Origin of the sequence: Corynebacterium lubricantis DSM 45231 (assembly GCF_000379425.1) — a bacterium.
Lineage (GTDB): Bacteria > Actinomycetota > Actinomycetes > Mycobacteriales > Mycobacteriaceae > Corynebacterium > Corynebacterium lubricantis.
On record NZ_KB902238.1, the window covers coordinates 74637 to 89643 of the forward strand.

A 15007-nucleotide genomic window follows, 5' to 3' on the forward strand; every position below is an offset into this window, starting at 1 on the left:
TTAAGACCTCGAGTCTGTCTAAAACCAAAAATTAAAAACTAGCTAAAGCAGTCGTGCTTTTCAGACTTATCCTGGTTGTGGACAAGTTTTCTGGCCGACTGTTGTTCCTGCGCTCTTGTTAGTGTGAATGACAAACTTTATTCACCATTCATTCACACCATCCTTTGAGACAAAATGCCTATTCAGCAATGAGTTTTCACAAGTTTATTCACACCTGTGGATAACTTTGCTGTGGAAGTTCTCCACAGTTTAGTCAACTGATTGTGGATAAGTTAGTTACGGCCTAAAAATCGCATTGACCAGCAAGTTTGCTAATGCCGATTGTGAAGTCTCAACCGCTTCTTTAAAGTTATCCACAATTCCTGTTGTGCACAGGGTGTGATTTGTGAGTGATTTCTCCATTGTTACTCGTTTCAGTTGAAGCCTGTCCACATGGAAATTGCTGTCATCTGAAATTCGCCTATCACAGTTTTCTCGAAGTGCTCGCCACGATGCTCGACGGTGCAGGATTTCACGGCGATTCGCCCCCGACCTGCAGAAAAACACATCTTTGTAATTACGGGGGCACCCATTGTCCATAAGAAGTTTACCGGCGTGTCGATTTTGATCGCGGGACGCAAATCGCGTACCCTGTAATGGTCTGTCACATTGAATTTGACACAAGGTATCTACCTTTGCCAGATCCCAATGTGCGTGAGAGCTCCACCAGCACCGAGTACCGGGCCATCGCAAGATGTGTCAGTGCCGGTGAGGCACACGATCGGTCGATGTCACGATGGCCTCGATCTTCCGTTTCTCACTTTTACTTTTCATCTCGGACAGCTAGTTCCCCGGGAGGCCGCACGTGGCTGAAGCTGCGTGCAGCCGTTGGCTGTCATATTTTCTCAAGGAGTCCACCATGTCGAAGCGGACGTTTCAGCCAAATAACCGTCGTCGTTCCCGTAAGCACGGCTTCCGTACCCGTATGCGCACCCGTGCAGGACGCGCTATCGTGTCCGCACGCCGCACCAAGGGCCGTGCAAAGCTAACTGCATAAGTGCTGCCCAAAGCGCATAAGCTGGAATCTTCAGCTCAGTTTCGTCGCACGATGAAAACTGGAACCCGCGCTGGTAGTCGCACCCTCGTGGTGTACCAAACAGCTCGAACCGAACAAGTCATCTCTGGTGGCCCTCGGTTCGGGCTGATTGTGTCTAAAGCCGTGGGTAATGCAGTAATCCGTCACCGCACTTCGAGGCGACTACGCCACATCTGTCTAGCCGCTACGGATTCGCTTGATCACAACATTGATGTAGTAATCAGGGCGTTGCCCGCAGCGGGAGACGCAAGTAGTGCTGAACTGGAACAAGACTTCCGCAGTGCACTTGCAAAGGCACAACGAAAGCGGTGAAGTAGAGACCATGTCGCACTTTAATACTGACGGCGAGCAGATCCCCGAACCGGAAAGCGCCGGTGCTAAAGGGGTAGTTCGCTTGGTGCGCCTTTACCAAAAGTACGTTTCACCGCTTAAAATGTACTCCACTTGCCGTTTCGAACCTACGTGTAGTGCGTACGCTCTGGAGGCAGTATCTCGACGAGGAGCGCTTCGCGGTAGCCTAATGGCAGTCGCGCGCCTCGCGAAATGCGGTCCGTGGCACCCGGGTGGGTATGATCCCGTCCCGAGAAGCGTGTAATTACCCCACCCGACCAAATATAGGAGTAACGAAACCAAGTGCTTAACTTCGTTTACTGGCCGATTTCGGCCGTCCTGTGGTTTTGGCACCAGATTTTCGGTTGGTTGTTTGGCCCTGATTCAGGTATTTCCTGGATCTTGGCCATTATGTTCCTGACATTTACCATTCGCGTTCTGCTGATCAAGCCGACCGTGAATCAGCTGCGCTCTGGCCGCAGGATGCAGGAAATGCAACCGAAGATGCAGGCCATCCGCGAAAAATACAAGAATGACAAAGAAAAACAGGCTCTAGAGACTCAAAAGCTCTACAAAGAAGCCAAGATGAACCCAATGGCCAGCTGTGTTGCGCCATTGGTACAGATGCCCGTGTTCTTCGGCCTTTTCCACGTGCTGCGTTCCTTCAACCGAACCGGTACCGGACAGGGCCAGCTTGGTTTGAGCGTCGAGCAGAACCGCAATACGCCGAACTACATCTTCGATGTCCAGGACGTGCAGTCCTTCCTGGACGCCACTGTCTTCGGTGTTCCAATCTCGGCCTACATGTCCATGCCAAGTGACATGATGGACGCCTTCACCACCGACTTCCAGCGTTGGCAGGTCGTCGCTGTTGCATTCCCACTGATTATTATCATCGCTCTGTTTACCCACTTCAATGCTCGCCTGTCGCTGAACCGTCAGAAGCAGCGTCGTGAAGCTGGTAAGACTGTTGCTCCAACCGGCGATAACGCCGAGCTCATGGAGATGCAGACGAACATGATGAACAAGATGATGCTGTGGTTCCTCCCAGCAACCATCTTCCTGACCGGCTTCCTGTGGCACATCGGTCTGCTGTTCTACATGTTTGCGAACAACATCTGGACCTTCGTCCAGAACGTCCTTGTCTTCCGCAAGATGGACAAGGAAGAGGCTGAAGAGGAAGAAGCCAAGCTTGCTCTGAAGCGCACCAGTGCCCCAACTGTTGGCGCACGCAAGGTAGACAAGCGCACAAAGAAGCAGCGTAAGAAAGACAACTAAAGCGACTTTTTTGTAGCGTCTCCCTCTACAACTCACCGCCTGTACTTTGGATGAATCCAAGGCACAGGCGGTTACTTGTTTCCGGGGTTCGTTGGCTACTCTAAAAGCGGACCTCTCTTGTTGGATCGAACTAGTTTGTAGGAGTACACAGCCGTGTCAGCCGAGATTGAAACCACTCCCGCTATCGCCGAGAAAATCTTCGGCGACCGCCTCCCAATCGCCCAGGCGTACCATGACTCTTTGGCAACCACCGCTGCAGAGCGGGGGTTCATTGGCCCGAAGGAAGTCTCCCGCCTGTGGAGCCGCCACATTCTTAACTGCGCAGTCATTTCGGAAGCCTTCGATCAAGATCTCAGCGTGGCTGACATCGGCTCGGGTGCTGGCCTTCCTGGTGTTCCTCTTGCCATTGCTCGCCCAGATTTGAAAATCACATTGATCGAACCGCTGCTGAAGCGCTCGAACTACCTTGCAGAAATCAAGGAAGAACTCGGGCTGGATAATGTGACTGTGATCCGCGGTCGCGCAGAGGACCAAAGCAAGGGCGCGTTCGACGTCGTCACGTCCCGCGCGGTAGCACCCCTGGGAAAGTTGGCCGGTTGGTCGCTCCCGCTCGTGAAAAAGGGTGGCGCCATGGTGGCGATGAAGGGCTCGTCGGTAAGCGAAGAGCTCGAACGAGACGCTGAACAGATCACTCAGGCCGGCGGTGGCGCCGGAGAGATCTTTATTGTTGGTGAGTCTGTGTTGGAAGAACCCACAACCTTGATTAAGATTCCACGGGTGCGCTAACGCCTGTCGAGGCAAGACACTAAGGTGGAATAAGACTAACCCCGCCAGACGCGGGGCTCCTACGTGCGGAAGTGAAGGCTAGAAACCTCGATGACGGAAAAGAACCTGAAGAAACAGCAGAGGGACAAGAAACCCGCTGCTGCTGCGAGCCCACACGCAGCGCAGGTCGCTTCCGGATCCTTGGAGTTGCCCAAGCCGGAACAGACTCGCTCACTCACCGTGGCCAACCAGAAGGGCGGAGTGGGAAAAACCACGACCTCCGTCAACATGGCGGCCGCACTGGCTCATCATGGCTTGAAGGTATTGGTGATTGACCTTGATCCGCAGGGCAATGCCTCCACCGCCCTCGGTGTGGAGCACCGGACCGGGACCACCTCTAGCTATGAGCTGCTCATCGGTGAGGCGACTGCTCCCGAAGCTATGCAGCAATCGCCCGCAAGCGAGAACTTATTCTGTATTCCCGCCACGATCGACCTCGCCGGCGCCGAGATTGAGTTGGTGAGCATGGTCCGACGGGAATACCGCCTGTCTGATGCCTTGAACCGTGGGTTCTTGGACCAAGAAGGTTTCGATTACGTCTTCGTCGACTGCCCTCCTTCACTCGGTCTGCTCACCATTAACGCGATGACCGCCGTCAACGAAGTGCTCATCCCGATCCAATGTGAGTACTACGCCCTCGAGGGTGTGGGCCAGCTGCTGGGCAATATCACGATGATCCGCGAGCACCTGAACACGAACCTGCATATTTCGGCAATTCTGCTGACTATGTACGATGCGCGAACCAAGCTGGCGGAGCAGGTCGCCACCGAAGTTCGGGATCAGTTTGGCGATGTTGTGTTGAACAATGTCATCCCTCGCTCCGTCAAGGTGTCCGAGGCACCAGGCTATGGCCAGACCGTGATCGACTATGATCCAAGTTCACGAGGCGCGCTGGCTTATCTCGATGCCGCAAAGGAACTAGCTTTGCGCGGGGATTACCAGCCGCACGAAAGCACCGGTCCGATCGGTGTGAGCCCGGAAATTGCGGAGCAGCTTTCTGCGTCGGCCGGGGCGGAAGAACCTGAAATTGAGGTGGATAACTAAATGGCTCAAGAACCAACGCGCAAGGGCGGATTGGGACGTGGCCTTGCTGCATTGATCCCTTCGGCACCCATCGACACCGGAAAAACGAACGGTATTGGTGCGAGTGCCGCAGACGTTGTGTTTGGCGAGGGCAAGGGCAAGGAGAAGCCGGGCAAGCCTGACCAGCAGGAACAGAACGTCACTAAGGATGACTCTGCTAAGTCCGACGGCAAGAAGATTAAGGGAGCTCCGTCTATCCCTGGCGCGCCCACAATGCGCAATCCTAGTGTGACGCCAAAGCCAACGCTGCCACCCGCGGTTTCGGCGGCAGCAGCTCAGGGAGATGCTCAGGCTGGCGGCCAGGAGGATTCCTTCGGGGCCACCTACCAAGAGATTCCGCTGGGCCAGATCACTCCGAATTCTCAGCAGCCACGCCAGGTCTTTGGCGAAGAAGAACTCGCCGAGTTGGTGCACTCCATCCGCGAGTTTGGCTTGTTACAGCCGATTGTCGTGCGTCCGATCAGCGACGGCTATGAACTCATCATGGGTGAACGCCGCTGGCGCGCTGCAGCGAAGGCGGGGCTAAAGACCATCCCCGCGATCGTCCGCGAGACCTCCGACGGCGATATGCTGCGCGACGCGTTGCTTGAGAACATCCACCGCGTCCAGCTCAACCCCTTGGAAGAAGCAGCGGCTTATCAGCAATTGCTGCAGGAATTTGATGTCACCCAGGAAGAGCTCGCCACGCGTCTAGGCCGCTCGCGCCCGGTGATTACCAACATGATTCGACTGCTGAACCTCCCCGTGAGCGTGCAGCGTCGCGTCGCGGCTGGCGTCTTGTCGTCGGGTCACGCGAGAGCGCTGTTGGGTGTCAAGCTTGGCGACGAGGCCACTGAACGCCTCGCGGACCGCGTTGTCGCAGAGGGACTAAGCGTTCGTGCCACCGAAGAAGCCGTCACCTTGCTGAACAAGAACGGTGAAGTACCCGAGAAGCCGAAGCCCGCTGCCGTGGAGCAACCGGAATTCCTGTCGGTTGCGGCAGAACGTCTTGCTGACGAGTGGGAAACCAAGGTGAGCGTGTCTATGGGCAAGCGCAAAGGCAAGATCGTCGTTGAGTTCAGTGACAAGGACGATTTCGAACGTATTTTGGGTCTGATCGAGGGAAACAACTAGCCCTTCTCGTTGTCGGCTTGCGGCCGGCACACCCGGAGATGGAGGAACGATGCCGGAATCAAGTGTTGCGGTCGTTCCCGTCAATTACGATTCAATCCCTCAGATCCACGAGAAGTGCGCCCAATCGACCTTTTGGGAGCTTGACCCGCTGAGTGAAAACCTGGCTAGCCTGAATCCCTCTGTGGATAAAGAAGCCTGGATCGCAGGCCAAAGCTTCGATCATGGCACCTGTGGCTTCAATATCGTCCTCCGAGATAGTGACAAGCGTGCTTTCGCGACGATCTTGTTTTGCCCCAGTAGTGAGGCCCCGGGGGCGATTCGGATGCCCTCAGGCTCTCTCTCGCGCGATGCCTTCGCCATTACCAGCCTGCATATTGATCCTGTAGCTGCAGGTCGTGGGTGGGAGTCAGTACTCCTCGACGCCTCTATTATGGCCTTGAACGACCGAGGCATTCCGGCGCTGGAAGCGTTCGGCTATGACCCTGAGGCACCACAGGCCCAATCGGATTTCAATCAGGCGCTTGTGGATCATGCCGCCGAGATTGGGCTGATGGATAAGACTCTGCTTGAAAGCGCCGGCTTTCGCGTTATTCACGAGCACCCTGTGATTCCGCGTTTGCGTCTTGATCTGCCTCCGGAGCAGGATTTATTAAGCGCTGCGGAGATCGAATACCTGCTTCAATCAGTTCCCGCAATCAGTTGATTCAATTCGGCGTAATGGTTTAATTGTAATGATGTAATTCTGATTGAAAGTTTTAGATCAAGCAGTTAGTCTATGTCCATGCGCAGTGACGAAATGTTGGACACCATTAGGCGAGGTCAAGGCATATCCATCGCATTCGCCAGGCGCACTTCGTCGGCGTATATCAATGAACGTGGAGTGATTGAACTCTTAGCCTGTATGGCTAACGGAGAGGGCGGCACTCTTTTCATCGGAGTGAATCAAAACGGATCGATTAGTGGCTGCTATCCCTTCCACGGGGACTCAACCTCACCGCGGGAGCTCGAGGCCACCATCCGTCAGTACACGTCCCCATCGTTGAGTACCTCCGTCTCCGTGGAGCAGATTGACGGCAAGGACGTTGTGGCCATATCGGTGGAGGAATCTCGCACGCCGATCGCTACGACGTGGGGTGTCTATCGCTCTCGCCGCCTCAATTCTCAAGGCACCGCGGAATGCTTTGGCATGGATCCGACATACTTATTCACTCGTTACCGTGATGCCAACGCCGTGGATTGGGCGCGTATCCCGGTTCCCGGCCTTTCCATGAGCGACCTAGCGCCGGAGGCATTCGATACGGCACGGGTGCTCGTGAGCGAGACGAACGCCGACCCGATCATCGCATCGCTTTCCGACGATGACCTACTGCGCTCCCTAGGCTATCGGAATGATTCTATTGAGCCGATGACTTATGGAGCTGTCCTGCTCTTTGGCACCCGGGAAGCTTTGCAGCATCACCTGCCCTCTCACCAACTCGTCGTCGCCGACGTTGCAGGAACGAAGCGAACCTCACGCTCGCAGGCACCGCTTGCCGTCATGCTCGCTGACCTGCACAAACGGCGCGAAAAACTAGACCCTCCGGTCACGGAGCTCATTATCAATGCATTAGCGCACCGTGACTACTTCCTCCCTGGACCCGTGTATGTCTACGGGGATCAAAAACGCACAACCGTCACAAGCCCGGGCGGACTCCCCCGCGGCTTAACTCCCCAGATTGTCTGCAGCTCGACGGCCTCGTATGCTCCACGCAGCCTTTCGCTGTCGACCGCGTTGGCGCGTTTGGGTGTGACAGACGGAGCGGGGTTGGGGCTAGGTGCGGTATCCAAGTACCAGATTGAGCACGGCTTCGGTACCTTGACGTGGGCCGGAACGCATGAGCGGGCCGTCACCGTCACCGCGAGAAAAGAGCTGCTCCACCCTGAACTACCGGGACTAGTTGCTGCTGCCTCCCGCGAACTCAGCCTCAATCAGCTGATCGTCTTAGATGCGTGGCAAGAAGAACCTGATGCGCAAGTGAGTGACCTCGCCGCGAAAACCGGATTGCAGGACGATGAGGTACACGGAGTCGTCGATACGCTCCGTGTTCTTGGACTCTCACCGAGGGACACGGTCCCTGTTCACACTACCCAGGGAGCGCCACGCGGAAATGAGGAAAAGGTGGTCGCGCTTGTAGCTTCCAGAGGCGATGTGACAAGCGGCGAGGTGGCCGACGCCTTGGACTTAAGTCAGCAGCAGGCCTATCGAGTTTTAAAAAAACTAGTGGATGCCGGTCGCCTCTCCAAAGTAGGAAACACGCGGACCAGCAGGTACCGGTTTAATTAGGCGCGTTCCTGCATCAGCAAATCGCGGAACTTGTAGGTTCCGGTCGGCTGATCGTCCTGATCGAGCAGGTACAGGCGCTTCAATGCCACAACGATTGCTTCCGCGATGGAATCGCGCTGCTTAGGGTCGGTCAGGATTGCAACGTCCGAGGGATTGGTGAGATAACCCAGGCAGACCTCGACCGTAGGCATCGTGGTGAGGCGGAGCACTTCCCACGTGCGACCGTGGTTGTAACAATTGTTCAGATCGGTGCGTGCGACGATTTCTCGTTGGATGAATCCTGAGAGGGTTTCTCCCGTTAGCGACGAGGCACCTTTGTCCGAACCGAAGTAGAAGGTGGCCACACCGTTGGCCTTTTCGTTCTGGTAACGGTCCATGTGGAGGGAGATCATCACGTCTGCATCGAAACCATTGGCAATATCGGCGCGCTCACGAGCTGTCGGGTTATCACCCCGTGGACGAGAAATGATGGTTTCCATGCCGGTGGCCACCATGCGACCTTCAACGCGTGTGGCCAAATCCCAGAGGAGCTCTTCCTCAGAAATGGGCCCATACAAGCCATTGACGGTCATGCCCTTTTCTGCCCCACCCAGGGCCGGATCAATAACGACCCTTTTACCTGCAAGCATTGGGCCCGCACGGCGAACAGTTTCCAGCTCGTGGATCCTCTGAGCGGAACCGCCCGTGATGCGACGACCCAGCAGACTCAGCGAACGCAACGTTGCTGGGCGACAGACTCCATCATCCTGGAGACCGTAATTGAGCTGGTAGTTTGAGAGCGCCTCGTGCGTGTTTGGGCCGAAGTGACCATCGAGTTTGTCGGTGTAGAAGCCGAGCTCTTGGAGCTGTTTTTGCAACTGACCGACATCATCACCGATGAATTCTTGGTTCGGCTGGTAGGACAGCACGCGCTCGCCCAACGTATACGATGCCTCCCGCAATTCGCGGAGAGTGACATCGTCAATGCTGCCACTGGCTACAACACCACGTGATTGCTGAAAAGCGCGGAGGGTTTCAGAGAGATCAGCGTCAAAGTACTGTTCATCGTGGGAGTACTGTCGTTGGTCCCATTCGCCAATATCTCCCTCGAATCCAGGGAGCATGCCCAAACTAGCCAAAGTCGAACGGACTTCGGCTACTCGTGGGCTGGAATCTCCAACTCGGAGAACTCGACTCACAGTACCCCTTTCATGCACAACAAGTAGATAGTGTCCACGCTCAGGGCGATCGTGGCCAACGGTTTGTTGTCAATGTTAAGTAACGTGTCTCAGGATACCACTAGAGATGAGATTCGATCTTCTCTACGATCTCGTGTTTCGGACGAAGTCCAACGAATTCATCGACCTTTTCGCCGTTCTTGAAAATCAGCACGGTGGGAATCGACATCACCTGGAACATCGCCCCTAAGGTGCGTTCCGAGTCCACATCAACCTTCGCGACGGTGATCTTTTCTCCCATGTCAGAGGCGATTTCATCGAGCAAAGGAGAGAGCTTCTTACAAGGCCCGCACCACTCTGCCCAGAAGTCAACGACGACCGGTTTATCGGAGTCAACCACGGTGGACTTAAAGGTCTCCGCGGTGACATCAATTGTGTTAGCCATGGACATTTCCTCCATTAAATTTCTTTAATAATTCTATAGTTTGGAGTGGTTTTAGAGCGCTTCAATGAAGTGCTGTGCATCCAACGCCGCGCGGCAACCAGAGCCTGCGGCAGTAATGGCCTGCTGGTAGTGGTCATCGACCAAGTCACCACAGGCGAAGACACCAGGAATATTGGTGCGTGTGGAAGGCTCCTCCACGCGAACATAGCCTTCGTCATTGAGTGTGATCTGGTTGTCCAAGAAGCCCGAACGAGGGTCATGGCCGATAGCAACGAACATAGCCGTTGCGTCCAGGTCGCTGACCTCGTCGGTCTTCACATTGCGGACGCGCAGGCCACCGACCTTGCCGTCTGCCTCGATGACTTCTTCGACAACGGTGTCGGTGAGGAACTCAATCTTGTCGTTCTTTTGCGCGCGCTCCAGCATGATGGGAGATGCACGGAATTCGTCGCGACGGTGAATGACCGTCACCTTGTCGCCGAAGCGGGTCAGGAAGGTGGCTTCCTCCATCGCGGAGTCGCCGCCACCGACAACGGCAATGTGCTGGCCCTTAAAGAAGAAGCCGTCACAGGTAGCACAGGTGGAGACACCGCGACCCGTGAGCTTGTCCTCGCCGGGGATACCCAGGTGGCGTGCTGCAGCACCTGTTGCCAGGATGACGGTGCGCGCCTGGAATTCTTCATCGCCGACCCAGACCTTCTTTACGTCGCCCTCAAGCTCGACCTTGTCCACCAGTTCGGAGCGCAGCTCGGCACCGAACTTCTCGGCCTGGGCGCGCATTTCCATCATCAGATCAGGGCCAAGGATGCCGTTTTGGAACCCTGGGTAGTTTTCTACTTCGGTGGTGTTCATGAGTTCGCCACCGAACTCGTAGCCTTCGAAGACGAGTGGATTAAGGTTAGCGCGCGCAGCGTAGAGTGCGGCCGTGTAACCTGCAGGGCCCGAACCTACAACGATGACGTCGCGGATCTCTGACATGTAATGATGCTCCTTGGGTAGAAAACTATTGGGCCAGTATACCTACCCTTTATCAACGCTTCGCACCAAAATTCATTCCAGGCCCGCTGTCCCAGCCGTGGTCCCAGCGTCATTGCTCACGGGTGAGCTGCTTGTGTAGCGCTTCGCGGCCCCGAGCTCGCCGGGATTTGATGGTTCCGGGACGCACACCCATCTCTCGCGCAGCCCGTTCGACGGTGAGCCCGGCGACGTCGATCAGCAAAATCGCTCTGCGCTGCGCGGCGGGCAATCTTCCCATGATCTGCCGCAGCATGATCACGCGGTCAAGCTGCGAGATGGGGTCGTGCCCGAGGGCCGGATTGGAGTCGGTGTTGAGTTTGGCGTCGTCGAGGCTGAGGTGCGCGATGCGGCGGCGATGCTTGATGTGGTCATATCCCGAATTCATCACCAGGCGGTTCAGCCAAGTGGACAGCGTCGCCTCGTTCCGAAAGCCCTGCAAGTTGCACGCGGCTTTGAACAGGGCTTCCTGCAGGATGTCCTGGGCATCGTGCTCGTTTTTCGCGTATCGACGAGCCACTGGCAAAAGCCGCGGCCTGTGGCGCTCCACGATGATGGAGAAGGCTCGTGCTTCGCCCAGGTTAAAAGCATTGATGAGTTCCTGGTCGGTTGAGTGCGTAGAAATGGTCCCCGAAATGTGTGGCGCAACCGCCATAATGTTCCCCCGAACATGATCCCCCGAACAATGTGCTGCTTGTTCTGGTCTCATTGTGCCCAGGAATGACGAAACCCGCTGGACAGGAATGCACACTTAAGTGCGCAAGCTCCTGTTGACCAGCGGGCTGTTACCGGCTAGAGCGAGCTATTCGGGGATTCCGATCAGAGAAACCTCGGAGATCTCCGCTACCCCGCCCTTGTCGGTGGGAATGTCGGTGAACCAGATCACCACACCAGTAATGTCGGGCTGGCTGTCGATCTCGATGCTGTTTGAGCTCGAGCGCAGCGTGCCATCGCTGATCAGGGGCAGCGATTCCAGAGGCGTCGTGTCACGGTTGGTCTCCTGTCCAGCTGGCAGTGCGTAGATGTTGTAGGAGACACCCGTCGTGGTCGTGTCGATCTCAATGTGTTGGAGTTCCATGGCGCGCTGGGGCTCGACGATCAGGCCGATGCCTGGCTTGGTGCCCAACCCATTGGGGTACGCGTCCGTGCTCCAAGTGGTGGAGGTATCTCCGTCGATCACGTTGGAGGTATCCCCTGGGTTATCGGAGGATTGATCCTGACCGGGAGCCTGCCACGTATTTGCCTGCTGCAGGTTTACCACCACCGGGAGTGGACGGGCGGTAGAAGTCTCCATGTCGGAGGCATCGCCTTCGACAGATTCTTGATTCACCGGAGATTGTGAGCTGCCTCCCCCGACGAAGCCGACCAGATAGGTGGTCAGCGCTGCGATGAGCACGACCACCGCGACCGCAAGCGCAATCAAGAGTGCGAATCCGCGTGGGGTGTAGCCCCGAGAACCGAATCCGGAGACGGAGGCTGGGTTCGGAGTCTCGTCCTTGACTACGGGAACGACGGAGGTGGAAGAATCTTCAAACTCGTTGAAGTCGTCGCCGTGCGGGGTCTGCCCTGTGCTTTCGACCTCTTCTTGTTGATCGGCCACGGCCGCATCCGCCTTGCTGAATGCGCGGAGATCAGTGGCCAGGTCACGGTAGCGCTGTGAGTCAGGGTTGTCTGTCTCCGGGTTGGCGATGTCGTCGGAAAGCTTTCGTGCCCTCGCCGTGATGTCGTCGAGTTCGTCCGAATTGATGTCGCCGGTAGCTGTGTCGAGCAGCTCCAGTGCGGAGGCGAAGCTCGAGGCATCACCCTTCTGGGATGAAGTCGGCAGCACCGCTGGGAACGCGAGGACCACTTCCCCATCGACGGAGACGCGCAGTCGGTTGCGGTTATCCAGGCCGAGGAGGGCGTCGTTGTCGTGGGCTTCGGCGAGCGCGTCGGCAAGCGGTGCCATCGCGATGGCCACGGCCTCTGGGTGCAGGTCTGCTTCCGATTCTGCGACGGCCTTCAACGAGGAGCCAGGGATCCAGTCGGCTACGACGAGGCAGCCTGCTCGGTATGCGAGCACCTGGATATTCGGTGCGACGGCCTCGTGGTGCAAGGCGCCGAGCTGACGGGTGCGACGAGCAACGTCGCGGGAGATGCGTGCCGCTTCGTCGGCGCTGACTGGAGCCATCGGAGCTTGGCCTTGAGTATCCACGAACGTCAGCGCGACGGTACGGCCCGTCTTTATTTCCTTTGCCTGCCAGAATTGGGCGCCGGAAACGGATCCATGATCGCGCAGTAGACGGAATCTGCCATCGGACACGGGAGCACCGGCGACCAGGCGTGGGCCTCGGACGACACCGGCGGACATCGGTGGTGGCACCGGTGATGCGTTGAACGTGTCGGAGGCGAGGAACTGCTGAGACATTTCGGTCGGGTCGGTGGTTCCGGTCTCGATCACGTTGTCTTCGTTCGGGCGGATGAACTTGCCAATCACAGGAATCCGGGCGAACACGCGGCCGAGGTTTTGCACCTCAGGCAGGCCCGAGCGCGACAGGACGATTCCCGTTACGATCAGGAAGACAATGCCCTCGATGGCAATCTCGATGAGAATTCCCAGGGAATCGCGCATGCCCATTGACGTGACAATGTCCACGGGTCCGAAGGAGGATGCGCGCATCAGCCAACGAACCAACAGTCCTGCCGCAATACCGACCAACGAGGAGGCCGCGGCCCACAGCGAGGTGTGCATAATCGTGCCCGATTGGAGATTGCCAAGCTTGCGCTTGAGCAAGAAGGCACCGATGAGTGCGCCAGCGATGAAACCGAAACCATTGGCCGCACCGAGGAGGATCACGACGTTTTCCGAGGAGGACGCCACGACCGGAGCCAGGTACGACAAGAACACCTTGGTCACTGTGATGCCGGCGATGATAAAGGTGGGCGTCCAGGCGTCTTCGCGGGCATAGAACACGCGCAGGTGCAGCATGACAAGCGCGTACGGGATCAGTGTGAAGGCCGAGAAACTAATCGTGCGACCGAGGATCCTCGCCTCTTCAGTGGTAAAAGCACCGTAGCCGAAGAGCGCGTTACCGATGTCCGGGCCCAGCGCCGTCATGAAGATGATGATCGGGATCAGCGCGATGAAGGTCAGCTTTGTCGCCAGCGTGAGGTCACGGACCACGGCCTTATCGTCACCGTCAGCTGCATTGCGCGACAGGCGAGGCATGATCGCAGTCAAAAGAGTGACGCCGATAATGCCATAAGGCACCTGCAAAAGCTGCCAGTGTTGCTGATAAATCGCATACGCCGAAGCATCCGCATTATTCGCGATACGCGCGGTAAACACATAACCCAGCTGCGAAATCAGCACATACGCGACAATTGCGAGCGCCATCCCGCCGAATTCTTTCAGGCGATCGTCGATACCCCAGAGCGGACGCAGATCAATCTTGAGCCGCTTCAGCGAAGGCAGCATGATCAGACATTGCATGACCACACCGAAGGTGGTGCCTAGGCCGAGAAGAAGCACGTGCGGATCGCTAATCGACGATGGCGCCGCCGGGTTCAGCGAGCCAGGCACCAACCGGTACGCGGCCAACACGGTGATCGAGATGAGGTTATTCACCACAGGTGCCCAGGCACCAGGCTTGAACACCCCCTTGGTATTCAAGATTGCCATGAACAGCGAGAACAGGCCGTAGAAGAAAATCTGCGGCAATAGCAGATACGCGAAGGACGTGGCTTGCGTATAGTTCGTCGCGGCTTCCTCGTCCATCATCATGCGCACCAACACAGGCGCGCCGGCGGTCGCCAGCACAGTGACACCGAGAAGCAGCGTCAACGTCAGCGTAAACAGCTGTCTGATGAAGCGAGCACCCTTGTCAGGGTCTTCTTTTTCTGCACGCACAAGCACGGGGACAACGAGGGCCGTCAGGACGGAACCCAACACGACCTCGGTAATCATGTTGGGCAGCGTGTTGGCCAAGTTGAAGGCAGAGGCGATCGCACCACCCAACATCGAGGTAATCATCACGGTGCGGATGAAGCCCGTGATGCGTGAGATCAGGGTGGCAATGGCCATCGAACCGGTGTCGCGGACGACAGTTTCGTCGCTGGAATTCTGTCCCGATTCGTTGCCCGTGTTGTTGCCCGGTACATCGGAGTGTCCGTTCGTGTCCACTCCAGAAGGACTGACAGTGAGTGTCGAGCGGTCGGCTGCCGGGGCGGCCGCTGTTACGAGAGAACGCCGAGGCGCTGGCACTGGCGCCGGAGGCGAGGGGGTAACTATCCGTCGGCGTTGACCAGACGGTTGCCCAGTCGACGGCGGTTCACCTATCGATCCGGAGGTGTGTTCTTCGGTGGCCACAATACATCCAATCTGT

The 15007-nt window shown here is 56.9% G+C and carries 14 protein-coding genes; 9 read left to right on the plus strand and 5 right to left on the minus strand.

The window, feature by feature from the left end:
• The first annotated feature begins 898 nt into the window (after nucleotides 1-898).
• The 9 genes from rpmH to A37O_RS0114135 all read left to right on the plus strand — a co-directional run bounded on the left by rpmH (nucleotide 899) and on the right by A37O_RS0114135 (nucleotide 8027).
• The gene (rpmH, locus tag A37O_RS0114105; protein ID WP_018298161.1) at nucleotides 899-1036 is read left to right on the plus strand and encodes a 50S ribosomal protein L34; all 138 of its coding nucleotides are present in this window, start codon (nucleotides 899-901) and stop codon (nucleotides 1034-1036) included.
• Complete coding sequence (gene rnpA / locus A37O_RS16335; RefSeq protein ID WP_083912672.1) at nucleotides 1037-1387, plus strand: ribonuclease P protein component; 351 nt, start codon at nucleotides 1037-1039, stop codon at nucleotides 1385-1387.
• A 10-nt stretch (nucleotides 1388-1397) separates the two neighbouring features.
• On the plus strand, nucleotides 1398-1670 hold the full coding sequence (gene yidD, locus A37O_RS16340; RefSeq protein ID WP_083912673.1) for a membrane protein insertion efficiency factor YidD: 273 nt from the start codon (nucleotides 1398-1400) through the stop codon (nucleotides 1668-1670).
• A 38-nt stretch (nucleotides 1671-1708) separates the two neighbouring features.
• Nucleotides 1709-2683, plus strand: a complete 975-nt coding sequence (yidC, locus tag A37O_RS0114110) for a membrane protein insertase YidC (RefSeq protein ID WP_018298162.1) — start codon at nucleotides 1709-1711, stop codon at nucleotides 2681-2683.
• Between the two features lie 153 nt (nucleotides 2684-2836).
• Complete coding sequence (gene rsmG, locus A37O_RS0114115; protein ID WP_018298163.1) at nucleotides 2837-3469, plus strand: 16S rRNA (guanine(527)-N(7))-methyltransferase RsmG; 633 nt, start codon at nucleotides 2837-2839, stop codon at nucleotides 3467-3469.
• 90 nt (nucleotides 3470-3559) lie between these two features.
• The gene (locus tag A37O_RS0114120; RefSeq protein ID WP_018298164.1) at nucleotides 3560-4552 is read left to right on the plus strand and encodes a ParA family protein; all 993 of its coding nucleotides are present in this window, start codon (nucleotides 3560-3562) and stop codon (nucleotides 4550-4552) included.
• Nucleotides 4553-5704 (plus strand): ParB/RepB/Spo0J family partition protein, encoded by a 1152-nt coding sequence (locus A37O_RS0114125; protein WP_018298165.1) that lies wholly within the window; start codon nucleotides 4553-4555, stop codon nucleotides 5702-5704.
• A gap of 49 nt (nucleotides 5705-5753) precedes the next feature.
• Nucleotides 5754-6407 (plus strand): hypothetical protein, encoded by a 654-nt coding sequence (locus A37O_RS0114130; RefSeq protein WP_018298166.1) that lies wholly within the window; start codon nucleotides 5754-5756, stop codon nucleotides 6405-6407.
• A gap of 78 nt (nucleotides 6408-6485) precedes the next feature.
• Nucleotides 6486-8027, plus strand: a complete 1542-nt coding sequence (locus tag A37O_RS0114135; RefSeq protein WP_156802620.1) for an RNA-binding domain-containing protein — start codon at nucleotides 6486-6488, stop codon at nucleotides 8025-8027.
• On the opposite strand, the gene A37O_RS0114140 is transcribed toward A37O_RS0114135, so the two are convergent.
• The 5 genes from A37O_RS0114140 to A37O_RS0114160 form a co-directional block, all read right to left on the minus strand.
• The gene (locus tag A37O_RS0114140) at nucleotides 8024-9205 is read right to left on the minus strand and encodes an N-acetylmuramoyl-L-alanine amidase (RefSeq protein WP_026196399.1); all 1182 of its coding nucleotides are present in this window, start codon (nucleotides 9203-9205) and stop codon (nucleotides 8024-8026) included. The two genes, A37O_RS0114135 and A37O_RS0114140, sit on opposite strands and share 4 nt — an antisense overlap.
• A gap of 100 nt (nucleotides 9206-9305) precedes the next feature.
• On the minus strand, nucleotides 9306-9629 hold the full coding sequence (gene trxA, locus A37O_RS0114145; RefSeq protein WP_026196400.1) for a thioredoxin: 324 nt from the start codon (nucleotides 9627-9629) through the stop codon (nucleotides 9306-9308).
• 51 nt (nucleotides 9630-9680) lie between these two features.
• Entirely contained in the window at nucleotides 9681-10607 is a 927-nt protein-coding gene (trxB, locus tag A37O_RS0114150) for a thioredoxin-disulfide reductase (RefSeq protein ID WP_018298170.1), read from the minus strand.
• Nucleotides 10608-10716: 109 nt separating this feature from the next.
• Nucleotides 10717-11298 carry an RNA polymerase sigma factor gene (locus tag A37O_RS0114155; RefSeq protein ID WP_018298171.1) on the minus strand — a complete coding sequence of 194 codons (582 nt, stop codon included), beginning with the start codon at nucleotides 11296-11298 and terminating at the stop codon, nucleotides 10717-10719.
• A 147-nt stretch (nucleotides 11299-11445) separates the two neighbouring features.
• Complete coding sequence (locus tag A37O_RS0114160; RefSeq protein WP_026196402.1) at nucleotides 11446-14961, minus strand: murein biosynthesis integral membrane protein MurJ; 3516 nt, start codon at nucleotides 14959-14961, stop codon at nucleotides 11446-11448.
• Nucleotides 14962-15007: the final 46 nt, after the last annotated feature.